The organism is Curtobacterium sp. MCPF17_047 (genome assembly GCF_003234045.1).
Classification (GTDB): Bacteria; Actinomycetota; Actinomycetes; order Actinomycetales; family Microbacteriaceae; genus Curtobacterium.
The window spans coordinates 47,122-60,905 of the sequence record NZ_QKSF01000007.1 but is presented as its reverse complement, the minus strand read 5'-3'; the positions used below and the strand labels follow the sequence as shown (position 1 = coordinate 60,905).

The window sequence follows — 13,784 nt, the reverse complement described above, 5'->3', positions numbered from 1 at the left end:
TGGCCTAATGTCATGACATGGTCTCGCAACGCCCTCGCGACGGCGTCGGACGGGAGGCCCGGTGTCGGTGGGTCCTGCCAGGGTCGCGTCATGCAGATCCTCGCCCTGGTCATCGGCCTCGTGCTCGGCGCCCTCGTCGGTGCACTCGTCGCGTGGACGCTCGCCAAGTCCCGTGCCGGCGTCGACGCAGCGGTCGCCCGCGCCACCGCCGAGGCGCTGCGGTCCCAGCTCGAGGAGTCGCGGAACGACGCTGACGACCGGCTCGATGCGCAGGACACGCAGTACCGACGGCAGGTCGACTCCCTCGAGCGCCGATCCGCCGAACTCGAGCACCTCGTGCAGCGGTTGCACGGTGCGGAGTCGGCTCGGGCGCAGGACGAGTCGAAGGTGCTCACGGCGCTGAGCCCGGTCGCCGACACCCTGCAGGTGATGCGCGAGAAGATCGCGGAACTCGAACGCTCCCGCAGCGAGCAGTACGGCGCGATCTCGGCCCAGCTCCGGTCCGCGGCCGAGTCCGAGGAACGGCTCCGAGCGACCGCCGAGACCCTCGCCGGTGCCCTGTCGTCGAACAGCACCCGCGGGGTGTGGGGCGAGACGCAGCTGCGCAACGTGGTCGAGGCGGCCGGTCTGCTCGAACGCGTCGACTTCGACGTGCAGTCCGCCGTGACCACCTCCGCCGGCGCTGCTCGACCGGACATGATCGTGCACCTGCCCGGCGGCAAGTCGATCGCCGTCGACGCCAAGGTGCCCTTCGCCGCGTACCTGCAGGCGTCCGAGATCCCGGCCAGTGCCACCGGCGCCGAGGCTGCGCGTCGCGACCAGCTGATGGCGCAGCACGTCAAGGCGCTCCGGGGCCACGTCGACGCCCTCGCCGCGCGGGAGTACTGGTCCGGTTACGATGCCTCACCCGAGCTGACCGTGGCGTTCATCCCGTCCGAGTCACTCATCGCCAGTGCACTCGCCGCCGACCCCGGACTGCTCGACCACGCCTTCCGGAAGCGCGTGGCGCTGGCCTCTCCAGTGACGCTGTGGTCGGTGCTGAAGACCGTGGCGTTCTCGTGGCAGCAGGACGTCGTCACGCAGGAAGCCCGAGAGCTCTTCACGATCTCTCGCGAACTGCACGGGCGACTGGCGACGATGGCCACCCACGTCGACAAGCTCGGCCGGTCCATCCGGGGCAGCGTCGTCGACTACAACCGCTTCGTGGGCTCGCTCGAGCGGCAGGTGCTGCCGAGCGCTCGACGGCTGTCACTGCTCGACGAGTCCAAGGTGATCGCGGACCCGACGAGCATCGAGGACGAGCCGCGGTTGCTGACGGCACCGGAGCTCGTCAGCGCGACGGAGGACTGAGCGCGGCGGCGCGACGCCCGCGGCGGGCGCCGTTGCCCGGTGCCGTTGCCCGGTGCCCGGCGCCGGCCGGCCGGCCCCAGCACAACAGGAACCCGCTCGAACCACGGGATGCCGTGGCGCGAGCGGGTTCCTGTTGTGCGCAGCTGATCGGCACCGCGGGCCGCACCGGCAGCCGGGGCCGGGGCCGGGGCGCCGTCGACTCAGCGGATCAGAACCACTTCTCGGCGCGGTGATCGGCCTGGATGCGGCGGATGGTGTTCGAGCGGGACCGCAGCACGAGCGAGTCGGTGTGGATGACGCCGCGCGAGCGACGGACGCCGTCGACGAGGACGCCGTCGGTGACACCGGTGGCGACGAAGAACGTGTTGTCGCCCGTCACCAGGTCGTCCTGGTCGAGGACCTTGTCCAGGTCGTGGCCGGCGTCGATCGCCTTCTGGCGCTCCTCGTCGTCCTTCGGCTGGAGCTTGCCGAGCAGGACCCCGCCGAGCGCCTTGATCGCGCAGGCCGTGATGATGCCCTCCGGCGTGCCGCCGACGCCGACGCACATGTCGATCGCCGAGCCGGGGAGCGCCGCCGCGATGCCGCCGGCGACGTCACCGTCGAGGAGCAGTCGCGTTCCGGCGCCCGTGGCACGGATGGCGCGGATGAGTTCGTCGTGGCGCGGACGGTCGAGCACGGCCACGACCATGTCCTCGAGGTCCTTGCCCTTGGCCTTCGCGAGTGCCCGGATGTTGTCGCCGATCGGCTTGTCGAGGTCCAGGACCCCGCGGCCCTCGGGACCTGCGGCGATCTTGTCCATGTAGAACACGGCCGACGGGTCGTACATCGAACCGCGGTCGGAGACGGCCATCACGGAGATGGCGTTCTGGCGGCCGGCGGCGGTGAGCGAGGTGCCGTCGATCGGGTCGACGGCGATGTCGCACGCGGGACCGTGGCCGTTGCCGACGTGCTCGCCGTTGTAGAGCATCGGGGCGTTGTCCTTCTCGCCCTCTCCGATGACGACCACGCCGTCGAAGTTCACGGTGCCGAGGAACTTCCGCATCGCGTCCACCGCGGCGCCGTCGGCGAGGTTCTTCTCACCCCGACCGACCCACGGCTGCGCACGGATCGCGGCGGCCTCCGTCGCACGCACGAGCTCGAGCGCGAGGTTGCGGTCGGGCTGGAGGAACAGGGAGCCGGTCTCAGTCGTGGGAGTCACACCCCCAGCGTACCGAGCGCCGACCGTCCGGCCTCCCCGGCGGACGGATGTGCAGAGCGCGATCCGTCCACAGGCACCCGTCACACCCACCACGCACCAACCGGCCCTGACTAGCATCGACCGGGACATCACCGAAGAAGTCGAAGGAGATCCAGTGCCCATCGCAACGCCGGAACAGTACGCCGAGATGATCGACCGCGCGAAGGCCGGGAAGTTCGCCTACCCCGCGGTCAACGTGTCGTCCTCGCAGACCATCAACGCGGTCCTCCAGGGACTGACCGAGGCGGGCTCCGACGGCATCATCCAGGTGACCACCGGCGGGGCGGACTACTTCGCCGGCCAGACCGTCAAGAACCGTGCCGCCGGCGCGCTCGCGATGGCGGCCTTCGCGCACGAGGTGGCGAAGAACTACCCGATCACCGTCGCGCTGCACACCGACCACTGCCCGAAGGACGCCCTCGACGGCTTCGTCCTGCCGCTCATCGCCGCGAGCGAGGAAGAGGTCCGCCAGGGTCGCAACCCCATCTTCCAGTCGCACATGTGGGACGGTTCGGCCGTGCCGCTCGACGAGAACATCGACATCGCCAAGACGATGATCGAGAAGACGCGCAACATCAACGCGATCCTCGAGGTCGAGATCGGCGTCGTCGGCGGCGAAGAGGACGGCGTGCAGCACGAGGGCACGAACGACGCCCTGTACACGACCGCGAACGACGTCGAGCGTGTCGTCGAGGCGCTCGGCATGGGTGACCAGGGCCGCTGGATCGCCGCGCTGACGTTCGGCAACGTGCACGGCGTCTACAAGCCGGGCAACGTCAAGCTCCGTCCCGAGCTCCTCGGCGAGATCCAGGACGCCATCGCAGAGAAGCACGGCACCGGCCAGAACCCGCTCGACCTCGTCTTCCACGGCGGGTCCGGGTCGACCGACGACGAGATCCACGAGGCCGTCCGCAACGGCGTCATCAAGATGAACATCGACACGGACACGCAGTACGCGTTCACACGATCGATCGCCGGCTCGATGTTCACGAACTACGAAGGCGTCCTCAAGCTCGACGGCGAGGTCGGCAACAAGAAGCAGTACGACCCGCGCGCCTGGGGCAAGGTCGCCGAGTCCGCGATGGCCGCTCGTGTCGTCGAGGCGACGAAGGTCCTCGGTTCGGCGGGACAGTCCCAGAGCTGACGTCGGACCGGCCAGGAGGCCCGGGGGCGCGTCCGGCGGACGGCGCCCCCGTCTGCGTCCGCGAACGCCCACTGCATGCCGGCTCACGACGACGTGCCACGATGGTCGGATGACCGTCGACGCCATCGCCAGCGAGTTCGCCCACTTCGTCACGGAGTCCCCCACCGCGTTCCATGCGGCCTCGGTCGCCCGTGACCGTCTGGTCGCCGCCGGTTTCACCGACCTCGACGAGACCCAGGCGTGGCCGACGGAACCAGGTGCCTACGTGGTGGTCCGCGACGGTGCCGTGATCGCCTGGCGCCTCCCGGACGGCGCGACCGCGACGACGCCCTTCCGCATCCTGGGCGCACACACCGACTCCCCCGGCTTCCGGATCAAGCCGAACCCGACGGTCCGCGTCGGCGGCTGGGAGCAGCTGAACGTCGAGGTCTACGGCGGCCCGGTCCTGTCGACGTGGTTCGACCGTGACCTCCGCATCGCCGGACGGGTCGTCCACCGCGACGGCACGACCGCGCTCTTCGACACCGTCGACGGGGTCGCCCGCATCCCGAACCTCGCGATCCACCTCGACCGCGGCGCCAACGACGGTCCGGCACTCGACAAGCAGCGGCACACGCTGCCGATCGTCGGCACCGACGCCAGCACGGGTGGCACCGACGTCATGGAGTGGCTACGCTCCCGACTCGGCGAGACCGCCGTCTCGTGGGACCTCTTCTTCGCGGACACGCAGGCCCCGTCGCGGATCGGCATCGACCGGGCGTTCCTGGCCTCGGGCCGGATGGACAACCTGACGAGCGTGCACGCCGGACTGCGCGGGCTGCTCGAGGCACCGGGTGACGGTGACCACATCCCGGTGTTCGCGGCGTTCGACCACGAGGAGATCGGGTCGTCCTCGCCGTCGGGTGCGGGTGGACCGTTCCTCGAGGACGTGCTGGCCCGCGTGCAGGAGGGCCTCGGCGCCACCCGGTCCGAGTCCGCCCGTGCCTTCCGTGCCTCGTGGCTGCTCTCGAGCGATGCCGGACACCTGGTGCACCCCAACCACTCCGAGAAGCACGACCCCACCAACCGCCCGCGGCCGGGTGGTGGTCCGCTCCTGAAGATCAGCGCGAACCAGCGCTACATGACCGAGGCGAAGGGCACCGCGGTGTTCGCCGCCGCGTGTGGGACGGCCGGTGTCGACCACCAGCCGTTCGTCAACGTGAACACGATCCCGGGCGGATCGACGATCGGTCCGATCGCGGCGACCCGGCTGGGGATCCCCACGATCGACATCGGCGTCGGCCTGCTGTCGATGCACTCGGTCCGCGAACTGGTGCACGTCGACGACCTCGCCGACCTGCACGCTGCGGTCGCGGCGTTCCTGGCCTGACCTGGGCGGACCCGGATCACGAGGCCCGTGTCACGAGGCCCGTGTCACGAGGCCCGGGTCACGAGGCCCGGGTCCGGAAGCCCGGTCCGGAGACCCTGGTTCAGCCGCCCGAGGCCTGACGCATCATCGCTGCGACGAAGCCGTCGTCCTGGAACACCACGATGACGAAGACGATCGAGCTGAACACCGTCGCGACGGCACCGCCGAGCAGCGGCACCCAGAAGGTGCGCCTGCCGGCCCGGAGCCGGACGACGGACCACCAGAGCACGAGGGCGAAGATCACGAGCATGCCGACGGCGCTGATCATCGCGGCGCCGTTGAGCGTGCCCGGGTCCTGCAGTTCCGTGTAGTTCGTCTCGAGGGTCTGGCGGACGGTGGAGGCGACCGAGCCGATCGACAGCGACTGCACGACGCTGACCAGTCCCATCGCCAGGAGGACGAACGTCAGGAGCACGTCGACCGGCGATGCACCGAGCCGGCGGACGGACGCGCCCTCCCGCGGGGTCGTTCCCCGACCGCGGTCCCCCTGCGGCGAGCGGGCCGAGCCGTCCGGAGCCGCCGTGCCGTTCGAACGCGCTGTGCCGTTCGAGCGCGCTGTGCCGTTCGAGCGCTCGGCGGATGCGACGGCCGACGCGGCGGCGTGATCGCGGTCCCGCTGCTCCTGCCGTTCCTGCTCGACGAGGACGGGGTTGACCCAACCCTCGGGTGCGTACTCCCCGTACTGCGGAGCCGGACGACCGGCCGCACTGGAGACACCGGCCGTGCCGGCCGTACCGGCCGCCCCGGCCGCCCCGGCTGTACCGGCCGCACCGGCCGTACCGGAACCGGCGCCACCACCCGCGGGGTCGACGGACGCGTCGGGGACGACCCGGGCCTCCCGGCCGTCCACCGCCGTCGTCGCCCGCGGCGGGACCCCGGCCCAGCCGTCCGTCTGCGGGTCGGGCCCGGTCATCGGGTGCGCCCGCCGAGCGGACGCGTCGGCTTGCCGTCCGCGTCGGTGCGGAGTTCGCGGGGCAGCGAGAACATCAGGTCCTCGTGCGCGGTGAAGACTTCCTCGACCGCACCGTAGCCGGCGTCGGCGAGCTGCTCGAGGACCTCTGCGACCAGGACCTCCGGCACGGAAGCGCCGCTCGTGACGCCGACGGTCTGCACGCCGTCGAGCCACTCCTGGCGGATCTCCTCGGCGTAGTCCACGCGGTGTGCGTCCTTCGCGCCGTACTCGAGGGCGACGTCGACCAGACGGACGCTGTTCGACGAGTTCGCGGAGCCGACGACGATGACCAGGTCCGCTGCCGGCGCGACCTTCTTGACCGCGACCTGGCGGTTCTGGGTGGCGTAGCAGATGTCGTCGGAGGGTGGGTTCTCGATCGACGGGTACTTCTCGCGCAGGAGCCGCACCGTCTCCATGGTCTCGTCGACGCTCAGGGTGGTCTGCGACAGCCACACGAGGTTGTCCGGGTCGGGGACGTCGAGCGCAGCGACGTCGGCCGGACCGTTCACCAGGATCGTCCGGTCGGGTGCGTGGCCCATGGTGCCCTCGACCTCTTCGTGGCCGGCGTGCCCGATGAGGATGATCGTGCGCTCGGCCTTGGCGAACCGGGTGGCTTCGCGGTGCACCTTGGTGACGAGCGGGCAGGTCGCGTCGATGGCGTGCAGGTCGCGGTCCGCGGCACCGGCCACGACGGCCGGGGAGACACCGTGCGCGCTGAAGACGACGTGCGACCCACGGGGCACCTCTGCGACGTCGTCGACGAAGACGGCTCCGCGCTGCTCCAGCGTGGACACCACGTGGACGTTGTGGACGATCTGCTTGCGGACGTAGACCGGCTCACCGTACTGCTCGAGCGCCTTCTCGACCGCGACCACGGCCCGGTCGACGCCGGCGCAGTACCCACGTGGTGCGGCGAGCAGGACCCGCTTGGGTCCGCTGACCGGGACGTCGCGCAGTCGACCGCGCGCTGCGGGGACCCGCGGCGGGGCGAGCGGGACCGAGTGGCCGTTGGTGATCGTCACGTCCCCGATGATAGGTGAGCAGGACCCGCGCAGCCTGGGCACCGACGAGCCTGTGGAGGAGCGTCGCCGCCCGGGATGTCCCCGGTGTCCGGCAGCATGGACCGCACGACGAGAGAGGGGCGCCATGGCGATCGAACAGGGGCCGCCCACGGCAGAGGACCCGTGGCCCGTCGCGCTGCTCGGCGCGAAGCTCCGGGACTGGATCGACCGACTCGGGGTGGCCTGGGTCGAGGGTGAGATCACCCAGTGGAACGTCGCCGGCGGCAACGTCTACGGCAAGCTCAAGGACGTCGAGGTCGACGCCACCGTCTCGTTCTCGATCTGGTCGAGCGTGCGCTCCCGGGTGCCGTCGGACCTCAAGCAGGGCGCCCGTGTCGTCGCCGCGGTGAAGCCGAACTACTGGGTCAAGGGCGGCTCGTTGACGATGCAGGTCGTCGAGATGAAGCACGTCGGGCTCGGGGACCTGCTCGAGCGCCTCGAGCGGCTGCGTCGGGCCCTGGCGGAAGAAGGGCTCTTCGACCCCGCGCGCAAGAAGCGTCTGCCGTTCCTGCCGCACCGCATCGGGCTGATCACCGGCAAGGACTCCGACGCCGAGAAGGACGTCAAGCGGAACGCGCAGCTCCGGTGGCCCCAGGTCGAGTTCCGGACCGTGCACACCGCGGTGCAGGGCGACCGAGCCGTCGCCGAGGTCACGGCAGCCATCCAGGAACTCGACGCCGACCCCACGGTCGACGTCATCATCGTCGCCCGCGGCGGCGGCGACTTCCAGAACCTGCTCGGTTTCAGCGACGAGGGCCTGGTCCGGGCCGCCGCGGCCGCGACGACGCCGATCGTCTCCGCGATCGGGCACGAGGCCGACCGACCGATCCTCGACGAGGTCGCGGACCTCCGCGCCTCCACCCCGACCGACGCAGCGAAGCGCGTGGTCCCGGACGTGGCCGAGGAACTGGCCAACGTCCGGCAGGCCCGCGCCCGGCTCGGGCTGCGGCTCTCGCACACGCTCTCGGTGGAGGCCGACCGGATCGCGGCCCTCCGCTCGCGTCCGGCACTGGCGTCCACCGCCTGGCTCGTGGACACCCGCGCCGAAGAGGTCGCTCGTGACCTCTCGCGCGCCCGGGAACTCCTCGACCGGCGCATCGAGCGCTCCCACTCCGAGGTCGGCCACCTGACCGGTCGGCTCCGCGCCCTGTCCCCGCGGGACACCCTCCGCCGCGGGTACGCGATCGTGCAGACGGACACCGGGTCGGTGGTGCGCGGCGCGGACGACCTCGACGGGGCGACACCGGTGCACGTCACGCTCGGCACGGGGACCGCGGTCGGGACGCTCGAGGCGGACGGGCCCGGTCCCGACGGCTCGGGTTCCTGAGCCGGGAGGCCCGTCCCCACTCCGCCAGGACGCACGCCACCGCCCCTCCACCACTGCCGTCCTCCACAGGCGCGGTCCTCCACAGGGTCGGGCGGCAGCCGCCACGTCGGTGGCGGCTCGGTAGGATCGGCATGTGTCTTCCGAGCAGCAGTCCGAGCAGTCCGACGTCCGCTCGCTGAGCTACGAAGCGGCGCGTGACGAACTCGTCCGTGTCGTCTCCGAGCTCGAGCAGGGTTCGGCGACCCTGGAGCGGTCCCTGGGTCTGTGGGAGCGCGGCGAAGCCCTCGCCGCGCGGTGTGAAGAGTGGCTCGTCGGCGCCCGCGCCCGACTCGACGCGGCGCGCTCCGCGACGGAGAACGGCAGCGCGGACCAGTCCGCAGCGGGAGACGCCCGATGAGCGACCCGGAGACCGGCCGCCCGATCGTCGCCGAACTCGGGCGCCCCGAGACGGCGGAGGAGACCTGGGCGCGCAAGGACACCGCCCGCCGAGCCCGCCGTGAACACCAGACGGCGTTCAACCTCGTGCTGGCGCTCATCGCGTCGCTCGGCATCGTGCTGTTCCTGGTCGCCGTCGTGGTCCGCCCCGACCAGGCCGTCGACCGCTCGGTCGACTACCGACAGGTCGCGCAGCAGGCCGACGTCTCCGGGGCGCAGCTCCTCGTGCCGGACCTGCCGTCGTCGTACACCTCGAACCACGCCGAGTACCAGTCCGGTTCGGCGCGGGGGGTCGCGGTGTGGACCATCGGCCTCCTGACGCCCGACGACCAGTACATCGGCATGCACCAGGGCATCGACGCCAACGACACCTGGATCGCCGACCAGCTCGAGCAGAAGCCCGCGACCGGGTCGCGCACGATCGCCGGGACGAAGTGGACCGTCTACGACCGCCGCGACGAGGGCAAGGGTGCGGGCAACAACGCGTACGCCCTCGTGACCACCTCCGGCAAGGACACCGTGGTGCTCGCCGGCACCGCCGACCAGGAGTCCTTCACGACGGTGGCGACGGCGGTCGGCAAGGAACTCACCCGCTAGGCAGCACCTCCGCCGGCAGCAGCCCGCGACCCCGCACACCGCCGAGAACCCGAACACCCCCCGCGAACCCGAACAGCCCGAGGAACGACACACGATGACCGACCGCGCCGCCTCCACCCCCGCCGACGCCCTGCGACTCCTCGTCGAGGGCAACGCCCGCTTCGCCGCCGACAAGCGCCGCACCGGCCGCATCGACCCCGAGCGCCGCTCCGAGCTGCAGGGCTCTCAGGCCCCGTTCGCGACCGTCCTGGGCTGCTCGGACTCCCGCGTGCCGTTCGAGCACGTCTTCGACGCCGGCATCGGCGACGTCTTCGCGATCCGCAACGCCGGGCAGATCGTGGACGACGTGGTGCTCGGCTCGATCGAGTTCGCCGTCGTCGCGCTCGGCACCCCGCTGGTCGTCGTGCTCCGCCACACCCAGTGCGGCGCCGTCGCTGCAGCACGGTCCGGCGAGCCGGTACCCGCCCCGCACCTGCAGGCTCTCGTCGACGCGATCACCCCGAGCGTCGAGCGGGTCCGCGCCACCGACCCCGACGTCGCCCAGGAGGCCGTGGGGGCTGCGCACCTCGAGTCCAGCCTGAAGGCGATCCTGGACCGGTCGGGCGCCGTCTCCGACGCGATCGCGGACGGTAGGTTGGCCGTGGTCGGCGCGACCTACGACCTGACCACGGGCGAGGTCACGATCGACACCGTCGTCGGACAGGCCTGACCCGACGACGTGACCGCTGCGGCAGCGACGAGCCGCCGGAGCGCCACCGACACCGCCGCGACCGCGACCCGGTGTGAGCACCACGAGGAAGGACCACGACGACGTGACCGACACCACCACCCCCGCTGACGGCGAGTTCCGCATCGAGCACGACACGATGGGCGAGGTGCGGGTCCCCGCGTCGGCCCTCTACCGTGCCCAGACGCAGCGGGCCGTGGAGAACTTCCCGATCTCGGGCACCGGCCTCGAGTCGGCGCAGATCGTGGCCCTCGCCCGCATCAAACGTGCCGCGGCGCTCGTGAACGGTCGCCTCGGCATCCTCGACGACGCCGTCGCGCAGGCCATCGCCACCGCGGCCGACTCGGTGATCGGTGGCGAGCACCACGACCACTTCCCGGTCGACGTCTACCAGACCGGCAGCGGCACCTCCTCGAACATGAACATGAACGAGGTACTGGCGACGCTGGCCTCCCGCGTCGCCGGCACCGAGGTCCACCCGAACGACCACGTCAACGCGTCGCAGTCCTCGAACGACGTCTTCCCCACCTCGGTGCACGTCGCTGTCACCGATGCCCTCATCCGGTCGCTCGTGCCGTCGCTGGAACACCTCGCCGAGTCCCTCGAGCGCAAGGCCGTCGAGTGGGCGGACGCGGTGAAGTCCGGCCGGACGCACCTGATGGACGCCACCCCGGTGACCCTCGGGCAGGAGTTCGGTGGCTACGCGCGGCAGATCCGCCTGGGCATCGAGCGGGTGAACGCCACGCTCCCCCGCGTCGCCGAGGTCCCGCTCGGCGGCACCGCCGTCGGCACCGGCATCAACACGCCGAAGGGGTTCCCGCAGCAGGTCATCGCCCAGCTCGCCGAGGACACCGGCCTGCCGATCACCGAGGCCCTCGACCACTTCGAGGCGCAGGGCGCCCGTGACGCCCTCGTCGAGGCGTCCGGCGCTCTGAAGGTCATCGCGGTCAGCCTGACGAAGATCAACAACGACCTGCGCTGGATGGGCTCCGGGCCGAACACGGGCCTCGGCGAGCTGCACATTCCCGACCTGCAGCCGGGCTCGTCGATCATGCCCGGCAAGGTGAACCCGGTCATCCCGGAGGCCACGCTCATGGTCGCCGCCCGGGTGATCGGCAACGACGCCACCGTGTCGTGGGCAGGCGCCTCCGGCTCGTTCGAGCTGAACGTTGCGATCCCGGTGATGGGGACGGCGCTCCTCGAGTCGATCCGACTGCTCGCGAACAGCTCCCGGGTGCTCGCCGACAAGACGGTCGACGGACTGCAGGCGGACCTCGAGCGGGCGCGTGCCTTCGCGGAGTCCTCGCCGTCGATCGTGACGCCGCTGAACCGGGTCATCGGCTACGAGTCGGCCGCGAAGGTCGCCAAGTACGCAGTCGCCGAGGGGCTCACGGTCCGCGAGGCCGTCGTCGCCCTCGGGTTCGTCGAGCGCGGCGAGGTCTCCGAGGAACAGCTCGACAGCGCCCTCGACGTCCTGAGCATGACCCACCCGAACTGACCCGTCCGCAGGACGCCGGCGTCTGCACGAGACGCCGCCGAGTGCACGAGACGCCGCCGACTTCGGCGGCGTCTCGCACGTCCAGCGGCGTCCCGGGAGCCCGGCGGCGTCTCGCACCTCCGGCGGCGTCCCGAGAGCCCGGCGCCGTCTCGCACCTCCGGCGCCGTCTCGCGAGTCTGGCGGCGTCTCGCGAGCCCGGCACCGTCCCTCGAGCCCGGCGCCGTCTCGCCAGCCCGGCGGCGTCTCGCACCGCGACGGACGGGAGGCACGGTGCGGGCACGCACCGCGCCTCCCGTCCGTCCTTGCTGGCGTCCACTGCGCCGCGGCTCGAGGCGGCTGCGCACAACGGAAACCGCTCCGAACCACGGCATCCCGAGGTTCGGAGCGGTTTCCGTTGTGCCTGTCCGGCCAGCGCCGGCGGGCCGGCCAGCGCCGGCGGGCCGGCCGCCGCGGCGGCCGCGCTGCGCTGCGCTGCGCCGCGCCGCGGCCGCGCCGGCGCCGCGGCCGCGGCGCCGGCGCGGCCGCCTGCCCGCTACGCGAGGTCCGGCGAGTCGAGCATCTCGGTCACGAGCGCCGCGATCGCGGACCGCTCCGAGCGCGTCAGCGTCACGTGTGCGAACAGCGGGTGCCCCTTGAGCCGCTCGATCACCGAGGCGACCCCGTCGTGCCGCCCGACGCGCAGGTTGTCCCGCTGGGCGACGTCGTGGGTGAGCACGACGCGGGAGTTCTGTCCGATCCGGGACAGCATGGTGAGCAGGACGTTCCGTTCGAGGGACTGCGCCTCGTCGACGATGACGAACGCGTCGTGCAGGGACCGTCCGCGGATGTGGGTGAGGGGCAGGACCTCGAGGATGCCGCGTTCGACGACCTCCTCGAGGACGTTGTCGGACACGAGTGCCCCCAGGGTGTCGAACACCGCCTGCGCCCAGGGGTTCATCTTCTCGGAGGCATCGCCCGGCAGGAACCCGAGCTCCTGCCCCCCGACGGCGTACAGCGGACGGAACACCATGATCTTCTTGTGCTGTTGGCGTTCCAGGACGGCTTCGAGTCCGGCGCACAGCGCGAGCGCCGACTTGCCGGTGCCGGCGCTGCCGCCGAGCGAGACGATGCCGATCTCCGGGTCGAGCAGGGCGTCGATCGCCAGTCGCTGTTCGGCGGAGCGGCCGCGGAGGCCGAACACCTCGCGGTCGCCGCGCACCAGCGACACCGCGCCGGCGGAGTGCACGCGGCCCAGCGCTGAGCCACGTTCGGAGTGGATGACCACGCCGGTGTTGACGGGCACGCCGTCGAGGTCGGGGGTCCGGATCTCCTCGGTCTCGTAGAGGTCGGCGACCTGGTCGCCGGACACCTGCAGGGTCGTGATGCCGGTGTAGCCGCTGTCGACGGCGAGTTCCGCGCGGTACTCCTGCGCGGCGAGGCCGATCGAGGCGGCCTTCACCCGGAGGGGCAGGTCCTTCGACACGACGACCACGTCGAGCCCGTCGTTGGCCAGGTTCGACGCGACGGCCAGGATCCGGGAGTCGTTGTCGCCGAGCTGCAGTCCGGACGGCAGGACGGACTGGTTGGAGTGGTTGAGCTCGACGCGCAAAGACCCGCCGTCACCGACCGCGACGGGGAAGTCGAGTCGTTCGTGTTCGATGCGCAGCTCGTCGAGGATCCGCAGCGCCTGCCGGGCGAAGTACCCGATCTCCGGGTCGTTGCGCTTCGACTCGAGTTCGCTCACGACCACGACCGGCAGGACCACCGCGTGCTCGTCGAAGCGGAACAGGGCGCGCGGATCGCTGAGCAGCACCGAGGTGTCCAGCACGTACGTGCGCTGGGCGACCGGCGTGGACGAGTCCGCGGCCCGGCTGCTCGCAGCGGTGTGCTGCGGCGAGGTGGAAGACGTTCCGCGAGAGACGTTCTGAGAGGTCACGACCACTCCATCCCCGGGCCGCGCTCGGCCCGGTCATGTCCTTCGACGCGGCCACTGGAGCGGTCCCGGAGCACCGACCGTGGCCGCTCCGACCGGGCGCGTTGCCCGATGTCGCCAAGCTACGACGCGCGGT

At 71.6% G+C, this 13,784-nt stretch carries 12 protein-coding genes; 8 read left to right on the top strand and 4 right to left on the bottom strand.

The annotated features are described in order from the left end of the window. Window positions 1-90: 90 nt before the first annotated feature. The gene (locus DEJ33_RS08750; RefSeq protein ID WP_111194766.1) at window positions 91-1,350 is read left to right on the top strand and encodes a DNA recombination protein RmuC; all 1,260 of its coding nucleotides are present in this window, start codon (window positions 91-93) and stop codon (window positions 1,348-1,350) included. 208 nt (window positions 1,351-1,558) lie between these two features. Here the strand turns inward: DEJ33_RS08750 and glpX are convergent, their stop codons facing one another. Next, window positions 1,559-2,548 carry a class II fructose-bisphosphatase gene (glpX, locus tag DEJ33_RS08745; RefSeq protein WP_111079280.1) on the bottom strand — a complete coding sequence of 330 codons (990 nt, stop codon included), beginning with the start codon at window positions 2,546-2,548 and terminating at the stop codon, window positions 1,559-1,561. A gap of 154 nt (window positions 2,549-2,702) precedes the next feature. On the opposite strand from glpX, the gene fbaA reads away from it, so the two are divergent. Continuing rightward, window positions 2,703-3,731, top strand: a complete 1,029-nt coding sequence (fbaA, locus tag DEJ33_RS08740; RefSeq protein ID WP_111121256.1) for a class II fructose-bisphosphate aldolase — start codon at window positions 2,703-2,705, stop codon at window positions 3,729-3,731. A 109-nt stretch (window positions 3,732-3,840) separates the two neighbouring features. After that, window positions 3,841-5,100 (top strand): M18 family aminopeptidase, encoded by a 1,260-nt coding sequence (locus tag DEJ33_RS08735; protein WP_111194765.1) that lies wholly within the window; start codon window positions 3,841-3,843, stop codon window positions 5,098-5,100. Window positions 5,101-5,200: 100 nt separating this feature from the next. Here DEJ33_RS08735 and DEJ33_RS17220 read toward each other — a convergent pair whose 3' ends face one another. Further along, a complete protein-coding gene (locus DEJ33_RS17220; protein ID WP_181437286.1) occupies window positions 5,201-6,052 on the bottom strand; it encodes a DUF6264 family protein in 852 nt (283 codons plus the stop codon). Continuing rightward, entirely contained in the window at window positions 6,049-7,113 is a 1,065-nt protein-coding gene (locus DEJ33_RS08720; RefSeq protein WP_111194763.1) for a 4-hydroxy-3-methylbut-2-enyl diphosphate reductase, read from the bottom strand. Before DEJ33_RS08720 ends, DEJ33_RS17220 begins: the two co-directional genes overlap by 4 nt. A gap of 124 nt (window positions 7,114-7,237) precedes the next feature. Here DEJ33_RS08720 and xseA point away from each other — a divergent pair, with 124 nt between their 5' ends. The 5 genes from xseA to DEJ33_RS08695 all read left to right on the top strand — a co-directional run bounded on the left by xseA (window position 7,238) and on the right by DEJ33_RS08695 (window position 11,736). Further along, window positions 7,238-8,479 carry an exodeoxyribonuclease VII large subunit gene (gene xseA, locus DEJ33_RS08715; protein WP_111194762.1) on the top strand — a complete coding sequence of 414 codons (1,242 nt, stop codon included), beginning with the start codon at window positions 7,238-7,240 and terminating at the stop codon, window positions 8,477-8,479. A 133-nt stretch (window positions 8,480-8,612) separates the two neighbouring features. Then, entirely contained in the window at window positions 8,613-8,876 is a 264-nt protein-coding gene (locus tag DEJ33_RS08710) for an exodeoxyribonuclease VII small subunit (RefSeq protein ID WP_110903337.1), read from the top strand. Next, complete coding sequence (locus DEJ33_RS08705; protein WP_111079277.1) at window positions 8,873-9,511, top strand: DUF4245 domain-containing protein; 639 nt, start codon at window positions 8,873-8,875, stop codon at window positions 9,509-9,511. The genes DEJ33_RS08710 and DEJ33_RS08705 overlap by 4 nt, the downstream gene beginning before the upstream one ends. 94 nt (window positions 9,512-9,605) lie before the next feature. Continuing rightward, window positions 9,606-10,220: a carbonic anhydrase gene (locus DEJ33_RS08700; protein WP_111079276.1), complete on the top strand. Its 615-nt coding sequence runs from the start codon at window positions 9,606-9,608 to the stop codon at window positions 10,218-10,220. 103 nt (window positions 10,221-10,323) lie between these two features. Continuing rightward, complete coding sequence (locus DEJ33_RS08695; protein WP_111079288.1) at window positions 10,324-11,736, top strand: aspartate ammonia-lyase; 1,413 nt, start codon at window positions 10,324-10,326, stop codon at window positions 11,734-11,736. Between the two features lie 532 nt (window positions 11,737-12,268). Here the strand turns inward: DEJ33_RS08695 and DEJ33_RS08690 are convergent. Next, window positions 12,269-13,657, bottom strand: a complete 1,389-nt coding sequence (locus DEJ33_RS08690) for a PhoH family protein (RefSeq protein WP_375342148.1) — start codon at window positions 13,655-13,657, stop codon at window positions 12,269-12,271. Between the last annotated feature and the right edge of the window lie 127 nt (window positions 13,658-13,784).

Excerpts from the sequence above, each read along its gene's own strand:
- DEJ33_RS08705 (WP_111079277.1), top strand. The coding sequence starts at position 8,873 with ATGAGCGACCCGGAGACCGGCCGCCCGATCGTCGCCGAACTCGGGCGC.
- DEJ33_RS08700 (WP_111079276.1), top strand. The coding sequence starts at position 9,606 with ATGACCGACCGCGCCGCCTCCACCCCCGCCGACGCCCTGCGACTCCTC.
- DEJ33_RS08750 (WP_111194766.1), top strand. The coding sequence starts at position 91 with ATGCAGATCCTCGCCCTGGTCATCGGCCTCGTGCTCGGCGCCCTCGTC.
- xseA (WP_111194762.1), top strand. The coding sequence starts at position 7,238 with ATGGCGATCGAACAGGGGCCGCCCACGGCAGAGGACCCGTGGCCCGTC.
- DEJ33_RS17220 (WP_181437286.1), bottom strand. The coding sequence starts at position 6,052 with ATGACCGGGCCCGACCCGCAGACGGACGGCTGGGCCGGGGTCCCGCCG.
- DEJ33_RS08735 (WP_111194765.1), top strand. The coding sequence starts at position 3,841 with ATGACCGTCGACGCCATCGCCAGCGAGTTCGCCCACTTCGTCACGGAG.